Here is a 20,604-nt window from a genome sequence, read left to right as displayed (position 1 = left end):
TAAATTAATAAAAAAAAGCCAAACATACTGTTTGGCTTTTTCTCTATCTTACTATTGTTTTAGTCTGCTAAAACAATAATTTTATTATCATTCATTTCAATAGTTCCTGAATTGATAGGCAACCAAAATGTTTGCTCATTAACTTTACTAAATTTATCTTGAAATTCTTTAGCAATTTTAATATTTGAACCTACAATCTTTACATTACCTTTTGCTAATAACGACACGATAGGCGCGTGGTTATTTAACATTTGGAACTCGCCATTAACCCCAGGAACAGCTACCGAAGTAACTTCTCCTTTGAATAATGTAGCTTCTGGTGATACTATTTCTACAATCATAACTTTTAGAGTTATTAGTAAATAGTAAATAGTAAATAGATTAAGGTTAACTAATTACTTTTCACTAATCACTTGTTACTTTTTTTATGCTTCAGCTAACATTTTCTGACCTGCTTCAATTACATCTTCGATGGTACCTTTTAAGTTGAAAGCAGCTTCTGGCAAGTGGTCTAACTCACCATCAATAATCATGTTAAATCCTTTAATAGTGTCTTTAATATCAACTAATACTCCTGGTATACCAGTAAATTGTTCAGCAACGTGGAATGGTTGAGATAAGAAACGTTGTACACGACGAGCTCGTGATACAGCTAATTTATCTTCCTCTGATAATTCTTCCATTCCTAAGATAGCAATAATATCTTGTAATTGCTTATATTTTTGTAAAATTTCTTTTACTCTTTGAGCACAGTTATAATGATCAGCTCCTAATATTTCTGGAGTTAAGATACGAGAAGTAGAATCTAATGGATCTACCGCTGGATAAATACCTAACTCAGCAATTTTACGTGATAATACGGTAGTAGCATCTAAGTGAGCGAAAGTTGTAGCTGGAGCTGGGTCAGTTAAGTCATCCGCAGGTACATAAACTGCCTGTACAGATGTAATTGAACCTTTTTTAGTTGAAGTAATACGTTCCTGCATAGCTCCCATTTCAGTTGCTAGTGTAGGTTGATATCCTACTGCAGATGGCATACGTCCTAATAAAGCAGATACTTCAGAACCCGCTTGTGTAAAACGGAAGATGTTATCTACGAAGAAAAGTACGTCTTTCCCTTGATCTGAACCTGCTCCATCACGGAAATATTCAGCGATAGATAAACCTGACAATGCAACACGTGCACGTGCTCCAGGTGGCTCGTTCATCTGACCGAATACGAAAGTTGCTTTAGAATCTCTCATTCCAGCTTTATCAACTTTAGTCAAATCCCATCCTCCATTTTCCATAGAGTGCATGAAATCGTCACCATATTTGATAATACCAGATTCTAACATCTCACGTAATAAGTCATTTCCTTCACGTGTTCTTTCTCCTACTCCTGCGAATACAGAAAGACCACCGTGACCTTTAGCGATATTATTAATTAACTCCTGAATTAATACTGTTTTACCTACACCTGCACCACCGAATAATCCAATTTTACCTCCTTTTGCATAAGGTTCAATCAAGTCGATTACTTTGATACCTGTAAATAAAACTTCAGAAGATGTTGATAAATCTTCGAATTTAGGAGCTTGTCTATGGATTGGCAACCCATTAGCACCTTCTTTTGGTAAATCACCTAAACCATCAATAGCGTCACCTACAACGTTGAACAAACGACCGTAGATATCACCCCCGATTGGCATTTGAATAGGAGCACCTGTAGCTACAACATCAACACCACGGCTTAAACCGTCAGTAGAGTCCATAGAGATAGTACGCACTGTATTTTCTCCAATGTGTGATTGTACTTCAAGTACTAATTTAGTACCATCTTGATTAGTGATTTCTAATGAATCGTAAATTTTCGGAAGTTCAACTTCTGCAGCATTGAAAACCACGTCTACTACGGGACCAATGATTTGCGCAACTTTTCCTATTACCTTAGACATACTTATGTATTTATTAAATAGCTATTTAGTTATAAAAAACGCTGTGTTTTTTCAGATTGCAAAGATAATTTTAATATTGTGAATTCCAATATAAAAATTTTCTTTTTTTTAAAATATAAATTCTAACCTAAATCATATAAAAAAACCTCCTAATTCAGAAGGAGGTTTTAAGGAAAATCACTTTTAAATTAATTTACATAATTTCCAGCTGGAATACTAACAGGGAATAAAGCTGGTTTTTTTCCTAAATCTATCATTCGTAAAGTAGATTTATATTGTGTATTAATTGCTTCTATCATTTTATTTGCAATAAAACTATATCCTCTAGGACTTGGATGAACTCCATCTAATGAAAAAGCGCCTCCTTTAATAAAACTAGCCCCTAAACTATAATTACCGAAACGCACATCTCCTTTAACTAGTTGATTCATTGCTTGTCTTGCATCAAAAAATGCTAAACCTTTAGATTTAGCTGTATTTTCTATAATTTGATTATAGGCTTCTGTAGCTCTAGCTATTTTAGATGCTTCATCAATTGTTAACACTAAAGCATCTTGTAATGGATATGATATTCCTCTAACTGCAAAATCACTTGGAATTCCTGGTTCTATATTATTAAGAGGATCTATCAAAGCTCCTGTTGATAACAAAATATAATCTCTCCCATCAACATTATTTTTAGCGTGACGTGCTTTACCATAAAGATTGCCTACAAAAGTTGCAGTCTGTAATCCTAAAGCAGGAGTTAAATTATCTCTTATAAGACTTGATAAATCAGCTAGTTCTTCATCTACAATTAATAATGGATTTGATTTTTCAACTGTATTGGAATTATTATCGTCTTCAGAAATCACTTCAAATCTATTTGGCAAATTCAATGCTTTCGTAATTTGATTTATCACTCCAAACAACTGATTTAAAGAGTTAGCCTTACTCTTAGGCAAAGCAGGTATAGGGTTATAAGGCAAGGTTGTAAAAAATGGTAATGTATTTACATTAGGCAAATTAGCAACCACTCCCTTTCTTCCATTTGCAGTTAAAAGATCTATAGCTCCATTAAACGCATTTGAAAAAACAGCTGGATCCGTAATATCATTTGAATTATATGTTCTAGGATCTAAATTTCCTGTTCTATCTACTCCTGTTCCTCCAGAGGTTGCATAGGTTAATACATCATTTCCTCCTATCCATAAAGAAAAGAAAGTAGGTTGTTGCAACAAAGCATCTGACAACATACTGGCTCCTTGAGAAGACGCGAAACGTCTAAAATAAGGATTTCCTTGAGCACTACCATATCCAATAAGACCAATATGGTATGATTTTGCTCCTGGCACTGATATATTATTAAAAGGACCTGAAATTACGGTCGTAGCTTCTGTTGTTTGAGTTCCTTGATTTGAAACTAAATTTATAATAGGCTTACTTGTATCATTACCGAAAAATCCTCTAAAAACTAAACGAGGAGCAAACTGTGTTGGATCAATAGGAAAAGGAGCTCCTCCAAAAAGTAATCCCCCTGTATTATCTGCCATTAATGGTGATTTAAAAACACCTCCTCCAACTGCTGCAAATTGTCTTGCCATTTGCTCTGGATAAGAGTTTAATTGCCCTGCAACAAATAATGAACCATCACTAAAACCAGCTCCGTAAGAATCTCCAATTGCTATGTATTTTGAAAAATTAGCATCTCCTGCTGTTACGGGCACATCTGTTACCACCTCTTCTTCTAAATTAGTCTCACATGCTACAAAAGCACAAGAAGCTAACAAAATCCATTTTATATTTTTAATCATAATCATTCATTTTTCATTAAACATTACGGATTGATCGTCCATGAAATATAATATTGTTTTCCTATCATACCAGCTCCCGGCACTTGAATATAATCTTTTCCAAACAGATTAGTACCTCCAAGCTTTATGATTGATTTAAGAACAGGAATAGCAGTATTAATTTGCGCATCATAAACATAATTTTCTGGAACATACGCATCTATCATGGTTGATTCCCATAAATACTTAGAATTATAACGAGCATTTATATTAAAGCCTAATCCTTTAAATATATTTTCTGCTCCAAAAGATGCTTTTGCGCGATGCTTAGGCGTATTAAATCCAGCTTCAAAATCAGGATCTAAACTATCATCATATTTAAAATCAGAATAATTATAACTTGCACTTAAATTAAATTTACCTATTTTACGACTTGCTCCTACTCCTACTCCTAATGATGTTACTTGTTTTTTAGAGTTTGTATAAACTTGAAATGCACGAATATCTCCATTTTGCAAAGCTGACACAGCGGTTAATAAATTAGTTCTTGCATCACCATAAAGAGGGGTTACTACATTTGAATTACTGATAAAATTATTATATATATTATAGTAAGCATTTAAATCAAATGAAATTTCTTTAAAGATTGAACGATACCCTACCTCAAAAGCTTGTACTTGTTCTGGTTTTACTAATGAAATATCAGCGGCCTTTAGATCCGCAAAATTTAACGATTGTTTGAAGGCAGCAACTGAGGTTGCTGTAAATGATTTAGTATAAGCATCACGTCCAGTTACATTAACTAAATTACCATTTGAGTTTAATTTAATTGTTTCTGAATACCTATCTAAATTATCAGGAGCAGAACCTATTAGTACTAAAGGACCTATATTTAATCCTATGTATTGATCTTGTGTTGTTGGATTGCGAAAACCTGTTTGATAGGAAGCTCTAAAATTATGTTGTTTATCTTTACCAGCAGCGTAGGATATTGATAATCGAGGGGAAATATTTCCATTAAAATTTTGCGATTTATCATAACGCATAGACGCTGTAATTTTTACTCTTTCTTCTAGAACCTTTTTCTGAATTTGTGTATAAATTCCATATTCATCATAAGTAATAGGCTGTCCTATCTTATCTGTAAAAATAGAACCTCTTGAATCCATAGTATATCTACGAGCTGATCCACCAACTTGAATTTCTGCAAATTGGATTAAGTCTTTAAAATTATAATTAAGGTCTGCATGATGAATTCTAGAGCGATCTACCAATTTAGCTCCTGCATTTAAATCTGAATTTGACAACACTTTTGTCAATGCTTGGTTAAAAGCAGCCGTTCCTGGAGTTAGGCGAGGATTACCTCCTGGAGTAAGGGGTATTTCAAAAGGAGTATTATAGTCAGCAAAGGCGCGGGCTCTTTTATCTGCTTGATCCGTTGGCAGTCCTAATAAAACACTTGACATGATAAAAGCTGTACCATAATCTGTAAACCATGCTTTATCTGATTTTGCTTCTCTATTTACATTCCAAGCAGCAAAACCTAAGTTATATGAATTTCCGGCATCCTCTCCTGATCTATAAATACGAGCAAAGAAATTATCTCCTCTGACTTCGACTTTAATTTGATCCATAAAGAAGTCTTTTAAAGCGTAACGATTAGCCCCTTGATATAAAGTATTTCCGATTCCTACTTTATATTGTCCTATAAGCTCAATATTTTTAGCAAACTTAGAATCTGAATTAGCCCAAGGACGCAAATGAATTGAAGCATCAAATTTAGCACTATTTATTTTACCATCTGACAATTCTTTTTCCGCATATCCTGTACGACTTACTTGTCCTACATTAGGAATAAATGTACTGACTTCATCTCCATAAGTATTTAGTCCATCATAGTTTCTGTTCACTTGATGACCAATTCCTCCTGGTGTCAAACTACGTCTATCATCTGCCATCCATTCAGTTGCTTCCATATAAGAAAAGTTTGCTTTAGCGGCCAAATAATCTGTAAACTTTTTAGCAGCTCTAACACCAAGGTCGAAATAATTATTTGTACCTGCTACATCTTGAGTTGTTTGACCGTATTTAAAATAAGTCGAAAGCCCTTCTTTTGTAAAAGGACTACGGCTGGTCATAAACATAATTCCATTAAAGGCATTAGCTCCGTAAAGGGCTGATGAAGCTCCTGGTAAAATTTCTACACTCGCAACATCTAAATCTGAAATACCTAATAGATTTCCTACAGCAAAATTTAATGCTGGAGATGCGTTATCCATACCATCTACTAACTGCATAAATCGAGTATTTCCAATAGTAGCAAAACCACGGGTATTAACTGACTTAAAATTAAAACTAGAAGTATTAAAATGAACATCTTTTAAATTTTCCAAACCTTCGTAAAAAGAGGGAGCGGTTGTATTTTTTACTTCTCTCAACCCCATCCTTTCAATAGTTACGGGAGATTCGATAATTTTCTCTGGAGCGCGTGATGCTGAAACGACTATTTCATTTAAAGAAGTAGATTGTTCAACTAGAACAACTTCTATTTTCTGATCCTTTGAACTAACAGTCAAAGTTTTACTAGAATATCCCATCATGGAAACTTCTAAGGTAAGGGGAATTTGTGTATTCGTTTTTAATGTAAACTTTCCATCAAATCCAGACGATGCTCCCGAGGTAGATCCTACAATTTTTACATTTGCACCTGGTATAGGCTGATTTTTATCATCAGTCACAGTTCCTGATATTGTATTTTGCGCAAAGGTTAGGACGCTAAAAAACAATGTTAAAATAGAAAAATAGACTCTCATTCGTTGAACGTTTTTGATTGGGTTTATAGGTAGCAAAGTACAATATTTTTTTTAAAAATTAAACAAAACATAAAAAAAGTATAATTTTTCATTAACCTAAGTAAAGAGCTCCGGTTATCTAAAAACACAAAATTAGCTTTATGTTTTATTTTCTGTTTTTTTATACTTTGACTTATAAAAAACATTTATTATACAAATAAAACCATTACTTTTAATACAGTTTACTTAGTAAATATTTATATTGATCTATCCCTAAGATCCTTAAATTTGTAGCCTAATAAATTTTTGTAATCACCTTCTTTAAAAAAATAAAATGCTTTATCCTTCTATATTAAAAAAACTAGAATCCTATTGTGCTTATCAAGAAAGATCACATAAGGAAATCAAACTTAAATTAAAATCATTAAAAATAGAGGAGGAATTAATCGAAGAATATATTGTTTATCTAATTGAGCATAATTATTTAAATGAAGAACGTTTTGCCTATGCTTTTGCCAGAGGTAAACACAACTATAAAAAATGGGGTAAAATGCGAATTACTAATGAACTTAAGTTACATGGAGTATCTAGTTACAATATTAAAGGTGCTCTTAATGAGATAAAAGAAGAAGATTATCTATACAACTTTAATGAATTAGCCGAAAAAGAATGGAATAACATTAAGGAATCTCATCTTCAAAAAAAGAAACGAAAAGTAAGTGATTTCCTTTTTAGGAAGGGCTATGAATCTTATTTAATTTTAGATAAAATAGAAGAACTGTCTGCTTCATACTGACAATAAAATGCTTACTGCATTTCCTCCAAATCCTACTGCATTAACTAATACTTTTTTGATAGCTTTAGGTTTATTAGGAATATTTAAATAAGGAATTCCTATAAAATACTGTACTTGCATCATTAAAATAGCCATTTCTACACTTAATAAACCAGAAGTTCCAAAAAGTATGCCCTAATTTCCATTTGTTCGTTGTCAAGAGAGGCTGTTTATCTTTAAATATTTTTTGTATTGCTTTATATTCTGATAAATCGCCTTTAATTGTTCCTGGAGCGTGCATAACAACCACATCAACAGAATCTAAAGAAGTATTAGCTAAAGCCATTTGCATTGATTTTTGAAAGCATAATGCTTCTTCTGAAATGGATATATTGTGTTGCAACTCATCTGTAGCAAACCCTACTCCTTCAATATAGGCTAGCGCGTGAGCAGCTTCATCTGTATCTAAACAAATGGAAATAGCTCCTTCCCCTAACACCATGGTATTTTTAACTTTCTGTAAATCAAGTGCACGACATGGATATTCTTGATTTTGTTTAGCATATATTTTAAGTGCATTCATTTGTGCAAGAGTAAAATTTGTTAAAGGAGCCTCACTTGCTCCTATAAGAAACTTATCCATCATTCCTGCTTGTAACCAAGCTACTCCATTTAATAAAGAATGCAATCCTGTAGAACAAGTTATAGAATGCGAAATAGCTAAACCTTTGTTTTTTAAATCATGTGCTACCCAAGAAGATATATTCCCTAAAGTTGTTGTAGGTGAGGCTAATGTAGCTGTTTTTCCTGTTTCTAAAAAATCTTTATGATAATATTCAAAAAGCTGAGTTGCTCCTCTAGAGGAGCCTATATTTATTCCAAAATCATTACCTTTAACCCAACCAGCCTGTTTTACAGCATTACGAGAAGTTAAAATTGCCATTAAAACGGTTTGATCTAATCCTTTATATTTCAAATCCGATTGGCGCAAAACTTCTAATTCAGTTTTACAGTTTAAGGGGATTTTTGCTACATATTCTTCTTGATTATTAAATTTTTCAGTCGTAATACAACTAGAATCTAATAAATAATTATTCCAAATTTGTTCTGATTGATCACCTAAAGCAGAAATAGAAGCTAAAGAAGTAATGGCTATTTTTTGTTTCAAGGCATATAAAATTTGGGCAAAGTTCGCAAAGTTTTTAAAAAAACGCTAAAAAACTTCTTATTTTGATATAAGTATTTTTTATCTATCTTTTAGACAAATTAAATCTTGGCTTTAGTATTAACTCTTAGCTAGCTCTCTAAATAATTCAACCATTAGTTTTTCTTTCACCTTACATTGATTTTGTAAATAAAATTACTACAATGTTATTTACTGGAGCTGACCCTTTATGAGAGTAGTCCATAATATCCTCTGTTTTTTGTGCTTGATAAACATAATGTTGACCAAAAAATGAATGAGGAATACCTAGACCATGTAGTGTTTCATGCGCTATTGTTTTGTCATCGTGAGTAGAAAACATTATACCATAATTTGAATTTATTCCAGAGTAGCCATTTACACCACCGTCAATGATTTCATTTTCTGTAGTATTATCTATTTTGAAATTTATTTGAGTATTTTCTAAGAAAAATAATTTGAAATGATTATTGTAATTATTTCTATAATCTCTATTAAAAGTATCTAAAAGTATCCTGTCTACAGGAGTTTTTTGTAATATATTAGGGGGAGTTCTAGTTGTTTCAACTCTACATAAAAAATTAAAATCCCAATTATTAAGGTTATGTTGAGGGTTACTTAAATCAATTTTAATTTCATCATTACGTCCGTTTACTCCAATATGTTTAGTTACTATATTCAAATTAATCAATGCTTGTTTTGCAATCAATCTTAGTAGGTCTAAAGATGCTTTATTGCCAGTTCCTGCTGATGTCTTTACTCTAATAATAACTACATTTTTAGTTATTTTTTTACTAGGCGCAATTACTTTTAGCACACCCGCTAATGATTTTACTTCGTTACCCGCAGCGTCATTACTAATAGCATATACTTCTACTGTTTTATCAGCTTGAAATTCGGTCTTACAAGTTAGTTCGATTTCTATTTTCTCATTTATATCTTTCTCTTCGATTGTCGGCTTATCAATTTCAATGTAGGGATTGTTACTGTCTAAAAGCACTCCATTTGCTTCAAATAGTATTTTCTTCGGTTTTACGGCTTTCCCATTTTGATAATCAAATTGTAAATACAATTGTAACTCAGCTTTTCCTGTTTCGATAAACTTTTTAGGCTTATTAGGGTCTCTCTGTTGGGCGAACAAAGCGATTACAGGTTTGTAATATTCTTTAGTTTGTAGTACCCCTTTATCATCAGTAAGCTGAAAATACTCTATACCGTATAAACGTTTTAGCTGTTGTAGCCTATTGTGTTGCGCAAAGGCAGCAGATTGAGGGTCTCTCTCAAAATTTACTGACCAACTATTATCATCAGTAAAAATTGTTGTGGCAGGATCAGTTATAGGCAGACTATAATATTGTCCTACGATAGTATTGTAATCTACATCGCCTTTTATACCAGTATCTCCTAATCGGAACCAATCAAAACCAAATTCTCCTTTCCAACCATTCTTTGGTCTAAACTGGACTATGCATTTAGCAGGTAAGGTAATATTAGCCTGAATTACAGGGGGGCTCTCTGGTTCACCATATACTGTACCTCCTTCTGCATTCATAATGATTTTACCATTTGAGTGAAACTCTATCCCTTTTTTTGCAAATATTCTATACGTACCACCAGTAATCTTGATTAAATTACCGCCTACAATTCTTGTTCTTGACATAATTAATGGGTATTGTTTTTTTCTGCTGCATTCTTTTTTAATTCAGCAGGTGTGTGTAATTCTGTATCTTTTTGGCTCTGAGTTATTACTTTTCCACCAACTATTTCATTTCTTTCATTTTTAGATTCAGTATTCACATCTCCTTCAATGACTTCCGTTAAACTCCCCCTTACATTACTTATCATATCAAGTAAAACGACTGTGTTTTTTGTTCCGCCTATGGTTTCCGTTTTATTCATTCCAGTACTTTCTGATACATTCATTCCCACATTAGTAATCATGTTTTGCGACACATTTATAAGCATATTTTTACAATTAAAGGACATGGTTTCAGGTGCTGTAATGGTAATATTGCTCCCCACAGTATCAAACTGAATGGTATTGCCAGATTGGTCTGTAATTATAATACTTTCATCTTCTGTAAATTTTAATATGTGACCACTGCGAGTATGAATTGTTTTTATATCATTTCCTGGGGTGTGGTACCCGCTGGTTTCGCTTCCGTTGTAATGAGTCCCTAATACAAACGGTTTTTCGGCATTGCCGTTTTCAAATCCTACAAGGACTTCTTCGCCTATTTCAGGGATGAAATGAAAGCCTTTGCCAGCTCCTGAGTGGGGTTGTATCAAGCGAATCCACGGGTTTTTTTGATTCTTTTTTTCTTGCCAAGGAAATTGTACGCGTACTCTACCCATTCTTATAGGGTTGTTGTTATCTACTACGCGTGCGGTTTGTTCTTCGCAGTTAGAATGGATGTTGTCGTCAAAATAAGGTGGGGTCCACATATCAGGGATTCCTACAAATTCGTTGTAATAATCCTTTCCGTTATGAAAATGGTTGATTTCTATGATGCGGTAGGTTTCCATGGGTCTGTCGTTAATGTCAATCAGCTTGGTTAGAACGCCTTGTTTAAGTTCGGGATCTTTGCTTTTGCCTTTTACGATCATCAGGTTTTCTCTGTGTTCTTTTTGTTTTCGTACGGCCTCTTGTAGTTCTCTGTCTGTTTTATTATTAATACCCGTTGGGTTGTAGTGTTTATTGGGTTTTTTATGGAATACGTCTTTTGAGGCGTTTATTGCGGTTACTTGGTAGGGGTTGAATTTGTTTTGTAATTGGGCTGAGGCGCTATCTCTTTGTAGGGTGCTGCCTGATTCTACATCGTAGGAGGTGTAGGTAAATTGCTGGGGTTTTACAGATATTTCAAAGGATGCGTGTACTAGGTCTGCCCCTTCTTCTAGTTGGATGATTTTAGGGCCTACTTTGTTGCCTAATACTAGGCTTTGTCCGTTGTAATAGAGGTATTCGCCATAGCGTATGGCCAGTTGTTTTAAAAATTGGTAATCTGTTTGATTGTATTGTACGGTGTAGGGCAACACGTGTTGGGTGTTGTTATTTTGGGTAATGAGGTTGAGTGTCTTGGGGTAATCTGTTGCTATTTGTTGGGCTATTTCTCCTAGGGTTTTGTTTTCAAAGCTTTGGGATTCAAGGCCTTGTTCTAGCATGATCGTTGGGGCGTGTCCTGTTATGTAAAGTCTGCCGTAACCGTCTTTTTTTAAGAGGTTTAGGTGGGTTATAATTCCTGTAAAGGTTTGTTTTATTTCCCCAAATCGGTGTAAGTGGATCTGTAGGGTTTTGCCTAGATAGCTTTTAGAATTTTCCATGATGTACGCCTCTTCGTTGTCTAGAGAATCAGCACGGGTATCTAGGGTAAAGCTGTCGTGGTCGTTAGTCTTTTGATGGAATGCTAGGTTAAAATGGGATTTTTCTAAAAAGTCTTTGCCTTCTATACTTAGGGTGCAGTACACTAAGAAATCAGATTTGTCTGTTAGGTAGTCTTTAAAGGTGCGTAATTTAGCGTATTTGGCTAGGTCATCTGGGTGGTTGAGCCTTCCATAATCACTGTTGTAATTTTCCATAGTTAGTTAGCTTGTTTAGTTCTTGTTTTTTTTATTTAAAAACAGTGTTTATTATAACACAACGCATTGTTTTATTTTACAGTAACTTAAAAATACAATATTTTGTATTAAAACCAAGATTGGTTAATGGGTTTGTTTAGGGGTTTAATAAAATTAATTCAAAACGTTAAACCTCGCATATAAGTGTTGGGAATTTATTATTGTTAAAATAGCTTTGAATCGAAAAAAAACACTCCATTTTTTGTCTTCAATGGAGTAAAACTAGAACTACGGAAAAAATTGCGGTTCATATTCCTCTTTTGTTCTGCATTGCAAAGTCTGTTGTCTAATTTGGGTTCAGTCTATTGATGGGGCAATGTTTTTGTATGCTTACTGAATTTTTTGTGTGGAAATTTTTTTTACAAAAAAAACTACACAAAGTTGTGTGGAAAAAAAATTTTCAAAAAAAACTACACAACTTTGTGCGGAAAAAATATTTTAAAAAAAATCCACACAACTTTGTAGATACTCCAAATAGAGGCTGTCCTAAAAGTAAAAAATCAACACACAGTTTGTCTCTCCAACGGAAGGAGGAGTTTCATAATCAGTATTATGTGATTTGGCCTGTTCGAGCGGAACTCTCGGGTCTCCCTTTGATCGACTAGAGCAAAGCGACTGGACGAAGTCAAATGACAAGATTGCGGACTTTTAGGACAGCCTCGTTTAGATCCACAGTTTTTGATTTTTTTTCTTGCCAAGGAAATTGTACGCGTACTCTACCCATTCTTATAGGGTTGTTGTGATCTACTACATATGCGATTTGTTCTTGGCGGTTAGGATAGATGTTGTCGTCAAAATAAGGTGGATCCAGATATCAGGGATTTCTACAAATTAGCTGTAATAATCGTTTCCGTTATGAAAATGGTTGATTTCTATGGTTAATTAGTTTATTCTTTCCATTTTTTTTCGTGAGTGGCATCATTCAGTGTAAAGCGTTTAGCCATGAGTCGCATTGCAATTTGTAGGGGCTCGTCGCTTTTAGCATCAAAATGTTCTGAAAAAGAAACGCAATAGGCTTTTTCAAAGCTTAATTCTTGTAATTTGCTCATGGCATCTCTTCGAAAGAATATGATGGTTCCATTTTTAGTTTGGCTATGATCAAGCATCCATTGAAGTAAGTTTGATTTTCCATTGCTTTCTATTCGAATGCTGATTTCTCCTCCTTGAGGCATACCTTCTGGTTTTCCTGTGGCATCTATTTCTTGTGTAAAATGATAATCACAACTTAAGATATTATAAATATTGCCGTCTAGTTCTAATTTTGCTAAAAATGACATAGGTTAATTTTTTATGATGTTGTTATTTAAAATAAAAAAAGAGGCTGTCTAAAAAGTCCGCAATTTTGCCATTTAAGATCGTTTAGCTGTTTTGCTTTAGTTGACCAAGGGAAACTCAAGGGCTACGTTTAAGTAAACGAAGCAAATCGCATAATAGAGATATGGAACTTTTCTTGGGTTTGCATGACAAAAGGTGCGTTTGTTTTACTTCTCGGACACCCTCTTTTTGTTTACTTAGTTAATTATACCCACTCGTTTTCGTAAGCACCGTTTCCTAATTCAATTTTTTTAGCTGAAATAGTGAAGGTTTCAGTTAGAGGGTTTACGCCTGTAGAATCAAAGTTTTCTCTGAATTTTACTACATATGCTTCTGAAAATTTTAATTCTTTTAAAACAGCATCGCTATCTCTTTTGAAGAATTTTACGCTACCGTCTTTTCTTTCAAAAGAATTGGTCATCCACTCAAAGAAAGAAGTGTCTGCTGTTCCTTCAATAGTTAATTCAATTTTACCACCTCTAGTAACGGTAGAGGGTCTACCTGTTGCATCAGTTTCTTGAAATAAACCATAATTTACGTTTAGTACAGTGTACTCTTTTCCAGCTACTGATAGTTTTGATTTAAATGACATAATATAAAAATTTAAAAAAATTACATAACAATAGTATGTCCATAAGGTGTATGGAGGTGTATTAAAAAAAATAATTTTGGAATGAATCAGGGGATATCCCTTTTTTAATTCTTTAAAAGTGAAGTGTCATAGCCTATTTATTTTTGAATAATAACAACCAATTATGGAAATACAACTAAATCAAATATAAAACACATTTTCAATAAAAACAAATGTTTTGTTAAAAAAAATACTTGTAAGTTTTTTTTTAAAAAGGATACAACAAAAAATAGAAATAATAAAAAGCCCTAAAACATAAGTTTTAGGGCTTTGAGCGGAAGACGAGGCTCGAACTCGCGACAACCAGCTTGGAAGGCTGGAGCTCTACCAACTGAGCTACTTCCGCATTGCGAGTGCAAATATAAACACTTTTTCTTGATATTACCAAATTTTAAATGTTTTTTTTAACAATAAAGATAAGGTAAAAAAAAGCCCTAAAACGTATGTTTTAGGGCTTTGAGCGGAAGACGAGGCTCGAACTCGCGACAACCAGCTTGGAAGGCTGGAGCTCTACCAACTGAGCTACTTCCGCATTGCGAGTGCAAATATAAGCACTTTTTATTAATATTACCAAACGTATAAAGATATTTTTTTAAAAAAATTAAGGTGTTTTTTTTAAAAACTAACTATCAAGATTATCCGAGTTTATTTTAAACGTTTAATTTGTCATCCCGAAGTAAGGATAAATCTTAGTTATTATAAAATAAACTATTTATTCCTATCTTTTTCAGAAATTTTAAATACTCCTTCCATCGGAATGACAAGCTTATAAACTTTATTGAACAATATTTATTTTGTCTTCTTAATGTATTGGGTTAAAATAACAATATATTGTCCTTCAACTCTTCCTTCTATTTGTTCAGGATTATCCCAAACTAACTTAATATTATGTACAGCAGCTCCTCTTTTAGCTATAAAATTCGCTCCTTTTACATCTAAATCTTTAATTAAAACAACTGAATCACCGTCTTGAAGTACATTTCCATTAGAATCTTTATGTACTATTTTGTCTTCTTGTACTCCTTCTCCTGTTGCTTTTGCCCATTCTAATGATTCATCATCTAGGTACATCATATCCACTAGATCTGTTTTATTTAAACGGGTAAGCATACGCCAAGATACAATTTGCACTGGTAAATGCTCATTCCACATAGAATCAGATAAGCAATGCCAATGATTTGCATCTGTTAATTCAGAATTATTAATTTGTTCTATACAGGTTTTACATGCTAGTATTGAATCTTCTAAGCTTTCTATTGTTCTAGGTGCTACTGTATAAACTTGTAAATCATGTTCAGTTCCACAAAGTTCGCATTTTGAGTTACTACGATCCTTTAGTTTTTTTTCAATAACACTCATTACAGATTAAAAACAGCACTTAAATTAACATAGAATTGATTGTTTAAACGATCAAAACCTACTGGATCTTTTGTGTACTTAGCAAAAGGAACCCCTGTTTCTACTTGTAAACCAAATCCTTCTGAAAAGAAATAACGAGCTCCTAAGTGTCCTCCAAAATTTCTTAAACCTAAGTCTAAACCTGGATACACATCTAACTGTTCAGGTAATGTTAATACTTTTCCAATATTTGCATTAAATCTAGCTTTAAGATCTGCTCTATCTAAAAAGTCATAACTATCACCTTCAATTGGTTTTACGTCTAACAAATAATTTGCTACAACACCTACTGAAATATTTTCTCCTAATCCAAAATCTGTTCCTACATTTAATCCAGTTCCTCCTGATTGCAAATTAGCACCAACATGAAACTTTGTATCTCCTTTACCCTTATAAGCTTCTTGAGCCTGTGACATGAATCCTATTAGAGTTGCTACTAAAACAAAAACTTTTTTCATAATTATTTTTTTAGCAAAGATATAAACTTGTATTTAATTTCTACCTTTTTCATTTGGGTAGAGTGTACAGATAGGATCACTTTGCCAAAATTGCTTTGTTTCAATATTTAAAATCGTAATACAACCACTAAAAGCGGCTCCTGTATCTAGATTCCAAACATTAGCTCTTTTTATAGGAGTGGTTACGCCTAAATTTGTAACAGGAGTGTGTCCTATAAAAATTTCTTGATACAGAGCTAAACGCTTAGGATAAAAAGGACTATCAACACTTATGGAAGGATCTAAACACAAAGCCATTTCCCACAGTGTTCTATCCCAATAGAGTAATCTTGGATAATATTCGTGTGTTACTCCTTTTAAATTTGTAAACCCAGCATGAACAAAAAGTCTATTTTGATTATCTATATAATAGTCTTTTAAACTAGATAAAAACTCAATATGCTTATCCTTAATTTCTTTACTTATATTTTTATAAGCTTCAATTGTTGATTGTCCTCCACTTTGGTACCACAACACATTTTCTTCCTGATTTTTTAACCAATCTAAGAGTAACTCATCATGATTACCTCTTATATAAATACAATTATAATGGTTATTCAGATCTATTAAAAGATCTAAAACCTGTGGACTCTCACTCCAACCATCTACATAGTCACCTAAAAAAATAATAGTATCACCTGATTTTAAAGGCGTTACAGCTATCAACTGCAATAATCCTTTATAAGCTCCATGAATATCTCCTATAATATAAATCGCCATAAATGTTAAAATATTTAACAAAATATACGGAAAACCCGTAATACATTCGAAAAAAAAACAATTAATTTCACAAACTAATTAACAAACTTAAAATCAAGTAATTATGAAAAAGTTCTATTTATTTTCAGGCATGTTTTTATTATTTATTTCTCCTATAACTTGTACAGAAAATGCAGACGGATCTTATTCTATAGACCCTACCGCTAGAATGACTGAAGAACAAAGCAGCCTTCTTAATCAATCTAACTATACTTTAGAGTATCAAGCAGACGGTGAACCTATACTTAAACCTACAAAACCACAACAATAACAATACGCTCTTTATTTTTAAAGGAACTTTTTAACTATCCGTAAAAATCTATACTAAAAATTCCTCTAAAATAATAACTCTATTTAAACTCAAAATAATAAATTATGAAAAAGTTATATTTATTTTCGGGTATGTTTTTATTATTCATTTCCCCTATAACTTGTACTGAAAATGGAGATGGATCTTATTCTATAGACCCTACCGCTAAAATGACTGAAGAAGAAAATACACTTCTTAATCGATCTAATTACAGTTTAGAATATGACATGGATGGAGAACCTATAATTAGACCTAGAAAACCAGAATAAAAACAACACAAATATATTCGTCTTTCTATAAATCTAAACAACTACAGAACTCATTTCAATTAATTTATCACAATGTACTAATTTTTTTAAAATTATAAGTAACCTTCAAATGTTTTGCCATCATTTTAAAAATATATGAATAAAGTTTTTCTTAATTTTGGTAAAAAAAACTTGAACAAGTACCTTATAATAATTTTCTTAATTTTTTCTTCGCTCTTTTCTTGTAAAAAGAAATAGAGATGAGTGATGATATAAAAATCGAGAAATATTTAGACAGTGCGAATAACCCTAATTATTCGGCAAAAGATAAAGAAAAACACATTCGCATCATTGAAAATGAGCTCCAAAAAAGTACACATAATACTTCCAGCCTAAGAGAACGCTATTTCAAACTGGCTGGAAGGTATTATAATCTTAATGATTCAGAAAACTACCTTCGTATTTCAAGACTAGCTTTTAAACTTTCTAAACAAGCTAAAGATTCCACAAATATTGCAAAAGGATACCATTATATAGGAGATTATTTTTATTTAAAATACAAAAACGATAGTGCTTATTACTATTTTACTAAATCTGAAAAAAATTACGAGACTCTTAAAAAGACAAAAGAATTAATTCGTGTAAAGTTTTCAAAAGCAGATATTTTACTCTATGAAAAAGATTTTTCAGGCGCAGAAGTTGAATTTATCAAAGTATTAAAAATTGCAAAAAAAATTAACGATACTAGACTTGTTTACGATTCTTACTTAAATCTGGGTAATGTTCTTATAGGTTTAAATAGTCCTGATGAAGCGATAACCTATTACAATAAAGCCTTATCAACAACCAGTTTATTAACAAAAGATCCACAATACCAATCATTAAAAGCACAGGTTTATAACTTTTTAGGAAAAGCTTATGCAAAAAAGAAAGCGTATCATGAAGCAATTGTTCAATACGAAGAAGGTTTATTTTTTACAGATCCCGAAAAAATTAGTTCTTATACCTACTCATCGTTGATTAGCAATAAGGCATACGCAGAAATGCAGTTAGATAATTTAGAAATAGCTGAAGAAAAATTTTACGAATCGTTAGCAATTCGAAAAAAAGACAACAATATACCTGGAATTGTACTTTCAAATATATATTTAGGAGAGCTTTATTTGTATAAAAAAGATATTCCAAAAGCTATCAGTTTTTTAAAAAATGCGAAACAAATTGCTTCTAAAAATAAAATTCTTGAAGAAGAACTAAGGGCACTTAGGCTTCTTTGCAAAATTGACAAGAAAAACAGATATGATTTATACGAAGAGTACATTAATTTAAATGATAGTATACAAACTGCTGAATTTAATAAACGAAATAGTTTTGCAAGAATTGAATATGAGACAGATGAAATTTTAAGCGAAAAAAAATTATTCAAGAAGAAAAAGATCAGATTTCTTCTCAAAGATGGCTAATTTTATTTGGTAGTACAGGTATGATTATACTTTTAATTTTGTTATACAACAATAAAAGTCAACATAGTAAAAATAAGCAACTCCAATTTGAACGAGAACAGCAAGAAAGCAACGAGCAGATTTATAAATTAATGCTTCAACAACAACACCTAATAAATGACACTAGACAACAAGAAAAAAAGAGAATATCACAAGAGCTACACGATGGAGTAATGAGTAAGCTAACAAGTACTCGTTTAAATTTGTTTATATTATCTAAAAGACAGGATACCGAAACGATTCAAAAATGTTTAAAATATATTGACAATATTCAAAACATAGAAAAAGAATTACGCAATATTTCACATGATTTAAACCAAGATACCTTCTTAGAAAAAGAAAGTTTTAAATTAATTATTCAAAATTTATTTGAGGACTATTGTAATGCAATTAACATAGAATATATACTAGAAATAGATTCTAATATTGTTTGGGAAGCTATTGAAGCATCTGTAAAAATAGACATTTATAGAATTTTGCAAGAATCTCTTCAAAATACGTATAAATATTCTCATGCAACATTAGTAATTTTATCAATCAAAAAAGTACTAGATCGATTAATAATAGATATAGAGGACAATGGAGTTGGTTTTGACATAAACAAAGTAAAAGAAGGAATAGGTATTAAGAATATTAATTCGAGAGCCAAATCAATGAATGGGGAGGTAAAATTTTATTCAACTGTTAACAAAGGAACTCATATTAATCTATCATTGCCATACTAACAAAATTAACTTTAAATAACATGGACATTAGAATACTTATTGTAGATGATCATCCTTCTATGATTGAAGGTTATAAAGTAATTCTTTCATACAACGATTTTGGATACAATATAAACACTACGGCTGCTTATAATTGTGAGAGTGCTTTAAAAATTATAGAATCAAATGCTCATTTTGACGTTGCTTTTTTAGACCATAACTTACCAGCATATAAAGAAGGTCACATAGAAAACGGGATAGATCTAGCTAAAATAATTAGAAAGCACAGACCCAATACAAAAATAGTTTTCCTTACTTCTCATTCTGAATCTATTATTTTGTTAGACATGATAAAAAGAGTAAACCCAGATGGAATATTAGTAAAAAGTGATTTTACAGCTGATGAGTTATTAATAGCTTTTGACAAAATAATAAAAGGAGAAAATTATAGAAGTCTTACGGTAGATCATAATGTAAAAGAATTATTGTCAAATAAGGCTTATTTAGACGAAACAAACCGTCAGATCATATCATTACTTTCTAAAGGTATTAAAACAAAGAATATTCCAAATTATCTAAATCTTTCTATGAGTTCAATTGAAAAAAGGAAAGCAAATATTAAAAAGTTTTTAGATATAGAAATAGGGAGCGATGAGGATATTGTAAGGGCAGCAAGAAAAGCAGGAGTTATTTAAACTCCTGCTTATTTATTTGTTCATTAAATTTAATTAATAACCTTTTCACCTTATCATTAATTTCATGAAAATCTAAACGGTCTTTAGTTTGATACATTAGCATCATTATGTATTTTTTTTCAGAAATTGGTTGCAAAAACTCTTGTTTATTCAAGCGATATACTTCTCTTAATACACGCTTATAATAATTTCTATCTACAGCTTTTTTAAAATATCTTTTGGAAACAGATACTCCTATCTGCAGACTTGTATTAGTATTTTTTAATTCAGATACCTCAACAAAAACTAAACGCAAAGGATATTTTGAAACGGATTTTCCATTTGTAAATAAATAGTCAATGAGTGTTCTACTCTTTAATTTTTCGTAATTAGGATAATTCTGCTTCATCCGAACAAAGATAAAAAGTATATTAAAAGAGCGCATAACTTATAATAAAAAAGAGGCCCTCTAAAAAGTTCTTCACCTTATTTCTTC

General features: G+C 32.1%; 18 protein-coding genes, 2 tRNA genes and 1 pseudogene. 6 read left to right on the top strand and 15 right to left on the bottom strand.

The features are described 5' to 3' along the window. Positions 1-59: 59 nt before the first annotated feature. From JJC03_RS06125 to JJC03_RS06110, 4 genes are all read right to left on the bottom strand, one after another. The gene (locus tag JJC03_RS06125) at positions 60-341 is read right to left on the bottom strand and encodes a F0F1 ATP synthase subunit delta/epsilon (protein WP_088397602.1); all 282 of its coding nucleotides are present in this window, start codon (positions 339-341) and stop codon (positions 60-62) included. Between the two features lie 84 nt (positions 342-425). After that, positions 426-1,937 carry a F0F1 ATP synthase subunit beta gene (gene atpD, locus JJC03_RS06120; protein WP_088397603.1) on the bottom strand — a complete coding sequence of 504 codons (1,512 nt, stop codon included), beginning with the start codon at positions 1,935-1,937 and terminating at the stop codon, positions 426-428. Positions 1,938-2,125: 188 nt separating this feature from the next. Beyond that, entirely contained in the window at positions 2,126-3,730 is a 1,605-nt protein-coding gene (locus JJC03_RS06115; RefSeq protein ID WP_165624359.1) for an SGNH/GDSL hydrolase family protein, read from the bottom strand. Positions 3,731-3,753: 23 nt separating this feature from the next. After that, positions 3,754-6,522 (bottom strand): TonB-dependent receptor domain-containing protein, encoded by a 2,769-nt coding sequence (locus JJC03_RS06110; RefSeq protein WP_088397605.1) that lies wholly within the window; start codon positions 6,520-6,522, stop codon positions 3,754-3,756. Between the two features lie 313 nt (positions 6,523-6,835). Between JJC03_RS06110 and JJC03_RS06105 the strand changes: the two genes are divergently transcribed. Then, positions 6,836-7,297, top strand: a complete 462-nt coding sequence (locus JJC03_RS06105; protein WP_088397606.1) for a regulatory protein RecX — start codon at positions 6,836-6,838, stop codon at positions 7,295-7,297. Here the strand turns inward: JJC03_RS06105 and JJC03_RS06100 are convergent. The 10 genes and pseudogenes from JJC03_RS06100 to JJC03_RS06055 all read right to left on the bottom strand — a co-directional run bounded on the left by JJC03_RS06100 (position 7,289) and on the right by JJC03_RS06055 (position 16,634). After that, positions 7,289-8,444: pseudogene (locus JJC03_RS06100) on the bottom strand (beta-ketoacyl synthase N-terminal-like domain-containing protein). The gene JJC03_RS06105 and the pseudogene JJC03_RS06100 overlap by 9 nt on opposite strands. Before the next feature lie 169 nt (positions 8,445-8,613). Continuing rightward, entirely contained in the window at positions 8,614-10,119 is a 1,506-nt protein-coding gene (locus JJC03_RS06095; protein ID WP_235874176.1) for a hypothetical protein, read from the bottom strand. A gap of 2 nt (positions 10,120-10,121) precedes the next feature. Continuing rightward, complete coding sequence (locus tag JJC03_RS06090) at positions 10,122-12,035, bottom strand: type VI secretion system Vgr family protein (protein WP_235874175.1); 1,914 nt, start codon at positions 12,033-12,035, stop codon at positions 10,122-10,124. Positions 12,036-12,961: 926 nt separating this feature from the next. After that, positions 12,962-13,351: a type VI secretion system tube protein TssD gene (tssD, locus tag JJC03_RS06085; protein WP_088401346.1), complete on the bottom strand. Its 390-nt coding sequence runs from the start codon at positions 13,349-13,351 to the stop codon at positions 12,962-12,964. A gap of 242 nt (positions 13,352-13,593) precedes the next feature. Next, positions 13,594-13,980: a type VI secretion system tube protein TssD gene (gene tssD, locus JJC03_RS06080; protein WP_088401344.1), complete on the bottom strand. Its 387-nt coding sequence runs from the start codon at positions 13,978-13,980 to the stop codon at positions 13,594-13,596. 312 nt (positions 13,981-14,292) lie between these two features. Continuing rightward, positions 14,293-14,365 (bottom strand) — tRNA-Gly (locus JJC03_RS06075). Between the two features lie 113 nt (positions 14,366-14,478). Then, positions 14,479-14,551 (bottom strand) — tRNA-Gly (locus tag JJC03_RS06070). A gap of 257 nt (positions 14,552-14,808) precedes the next feature. Then, on the bottom strand, positions 14,809-15,378 hold the full coding sequence (locus JJC03_RS06065; protein WP_088398354.1) for a PhnA domain-containing protein: 570 nt from the start codon (positions 15,376-15,378) through the stop codon (positions 14,809-14,811). Continuing rightward, a complete protein-coding gene (locus tag JJC03_RS06060; RefSeq protein ID WP_088398355.1) occupies positions 15,378-15,875 on the bottom strand; it encodes a DUF6646 family protein in 498 nt (165 codons plus the stop codon). Before JJC03_RS06060 ends, JJC03_RS06065 begins: the two co-directional genes overlap by 1 nt. Before the next feature lie 33 nt (positions 15,876-15,908). Then, the gene (locus tag JJC03_RS06055; protein WP_088398356.1) at positions 15,909-16,634 is read right to left on the bottom strand and encodes a metallophosphoesterase family protein; all 726 of its coding nucleotides are present in this window, start codon (positions 16,632-16,634) and stop codon (positions 15,909-15,911) included. Positions 16,635-16,737: 103 nt separating this feature from the next. Here JJC03_RS06055 and JJC03_RS06050 point away from each other — a divergent pair, with 103 nt between their 5' ends. From JJC03_RS06050 to JJC03_RS06030, 5 genes are all read left to right on the top strand, one after another. After that, a complete protein-coding gene (locus tag JJC03_RS06050; protein ID WP_088398357.1) occupies positions 16,738-16,944 on the top strand; it encodes a hypothetical protein in 207 nt (68 codons plus the stop codon). Positions 16,945-17,048: 104 nt separating this feature from the next. Next, complete coding sequence (locus tag JJC03_RS06045) at positions 17,049-17,252, top strand: hypothetical protein (protein ID WP_088398358.1); 204 nt, start codon at positions 17,049-17,051, stop codon at positions 17,250-17,252. Positions 17,253-17,491: 239 nt separating this feature from the next. After that, positions 17,492-18,691 (top strand): tetratricopeptide repeat protein, encoded by a 1,200-nt coding sequence (locus tag JJC03_RS06040; protein ID WP_235874174.1) that lies wholly within the window; start codon positions 17,492-17,494, stop codon positions 18,689-18,691. Between the two features lie 20 nt (positions 18,692-18,711). After that, positions 18,712-19,455, top strand: a complete 744-nt coding sequence (locus JJC03_RS06035) for a sensor histidine kinase (RefSeq protein WP_235874173.1) — start codon at positions 18,712-18,714, stop codon at positions 19,453-19,455. A 20-nt stretch (positions 19,456-19,475) separates the two neighbouring features. Then, complete coding sequence (locus JJC03_RS06030; RefSeq protein WP_088398360.1) at positions 19,476-20,129, top strand: response regulator; 654 nt, start codon at positions 19,476-19,478, stop codon at positions 20,127-20,129. On the opposite strand, the gene rnpA is transcribed toward JJC03_RS06030, so the two are convergent. Further along, on the bottom strand, positions 20,122-20,517 hold the full coding sequence (gene rnpA / locus JJC03_RS06025) for a ribonuclease P protein component (protein WP_088398361.1): 396 nt from the start codon (positions 20,515-20,517) through the stop codon (positions 20,122-20,124). The genes JJC03_RS06030 and rnpA overlap by 8 nt on opposite strands. Between the last annotated feature and the right edge of the window lie 87 nt (positions 20,518-20,604).

It is taken from the genome of Flavobacterium oreochromis (assembly GCF_019565455.1).
GTDB lineage: Bacteria > Bacteroidota > Bacteroidia > Flavobacteriales > Flavobacteriaceae > Flavobacterium > Flavobacterium oreochromis.
Note: the sequence above shows the minus strand (reverse complement) of the source record. Positions and strands in the feature narration are given on the sequence as shown.

What these genes read in the sequence shown, in the direction of transcription:
- rnpA (WP_088398361.1), bottom strand. Translation starts at nt 20,517, where the DNA reads ATGAAGCAGAATTATCCTAATTACGAAAAATTAAAGAGTAGAACACTC.
- JJC03_RS06090 (WP_235874175.1), bottom strand. Translation starts at nt 12,035, where the DNA reads ATGGAAAATTACAACAGTGATTATGGAAGGCTCAACCACCCAGATGAC.
- JJC03_RS06055 (WP_088398356.1), bottom strand. Translation starts at nt 16,634, where the DNA reads ATGGCGATTTATATTATAGGAGATATTCATGGAGCTTATAAAGGATTA.
- JJC03_RS06060 (WP_088398355.1), bottom strand. Translation starts at nt 15,875, where the DNA reads ATGAAAAAAGTTTTTGTTTTAGTAGCAACTCTAATAGGATTCATGTCA.
- atpD (WP_088397603.1), bottom strand. Translation starts at nt 1,937, where the DNA reads ATGTCTAAGGTAATAGGAAAAGTTGCGCAAATCATTGGTCCCGTAGTA.
- JJC03_RS06040 (WP_235874174.1), top strand. Translation starts at nt 17,492, where the DNA reads ATGAGTGATGATATAAAAATCGAGAAATATTTAGACAGTGCGAATAAC.
- JJC03_RS06045 (WP_088398358.1), top strand. Translation starts at nt 17,049, where the DNA reads ATGAAAAAGTTATATTTATTTTCGGGTATGTTTTTATTATTCATTTCC.
- JJC03_RS06115 (WP_165624359.1), bottom strand. Translation starts at nt 3,730, where the DNA reads ATGATTAAAAATATAAAATGGATTTTGTTAGCTTCTTGTGCTTTTGTA.
- JJC03_RS06110 (WP_088397605.1), bottom strand. Translation starts at nt 6,522, where the DNA reads ATGAGAGTCTATTTTTCTATTTTAACATTGTTTTTTAGCGTCCTAACC.
- JJC03_RS06035 (WP_235874173.1), top strand. Translation starts at nt 18,712, where the DNA reads ATGATTATACTTTTAATTTTGTTATACAACAATAAAAGTCAACATAGT.
- JJC03_RS06050 (WP_088398357.1), top strand. Translation starts at nt 16,738, where the DNA reads ATGAAAAAGTTCTATTTATTTTCAGGCATGTTTTTATTATTTATTTCT.
- JJC03_RS06095 (WP_235874176.1), bottom strand. Translation starts at nt 10,119, where the DNA reads ATGTCAAGAACAAGAATTGTAGGCGGTAATTTAATCAAGATTACTGGT.
- JJC03_RS06125 (WP_088397602.1), bottom strand. Translation starts at nt 341, where the DNA reads ATGATTGTAGAAATAGTATCACCAGAAGCTACATTATTCAAAGGAGAA.
- JJC03_RS06065 (WP_088398354.1), bottom strand. Translation starts at nt 15,378, where the DNA reads ATGAGTGTTATTGAAAAAAAACTAAAGGATCGTAGTAACTCAAAATGC.
- JJC03_RS06030 (WP_088398360.1), top strand. Translation starts at nt 19,476, where the DNA reads ATGGACATTAGAATACTTATTGTAGATGATCATCCTTCTATGATTGAA.
- tssD (WP_088401346.1), bottom strand. Translation starts at nt 13,351, where the DNA reads ATGTCATTTTTAGCAAAATTAGAACTAGACGGCAATATTTATAATATC.
- JJC03_RS06105 (WP_088397606.1), top strand. Translation starts at nt 6,836, where the DNA reads ATGCTTTATCCTTCTATATTAAAAAAACTAGAATCCTATTGTGCTTAT.
- tssD (WP_088401344.1), bottom strand. Translation starts at nt 13,980, where the DNA reads ATGTCATTTAAATCAAAACTATCAGTAGCTGGAAAAGAGTACACTGTA.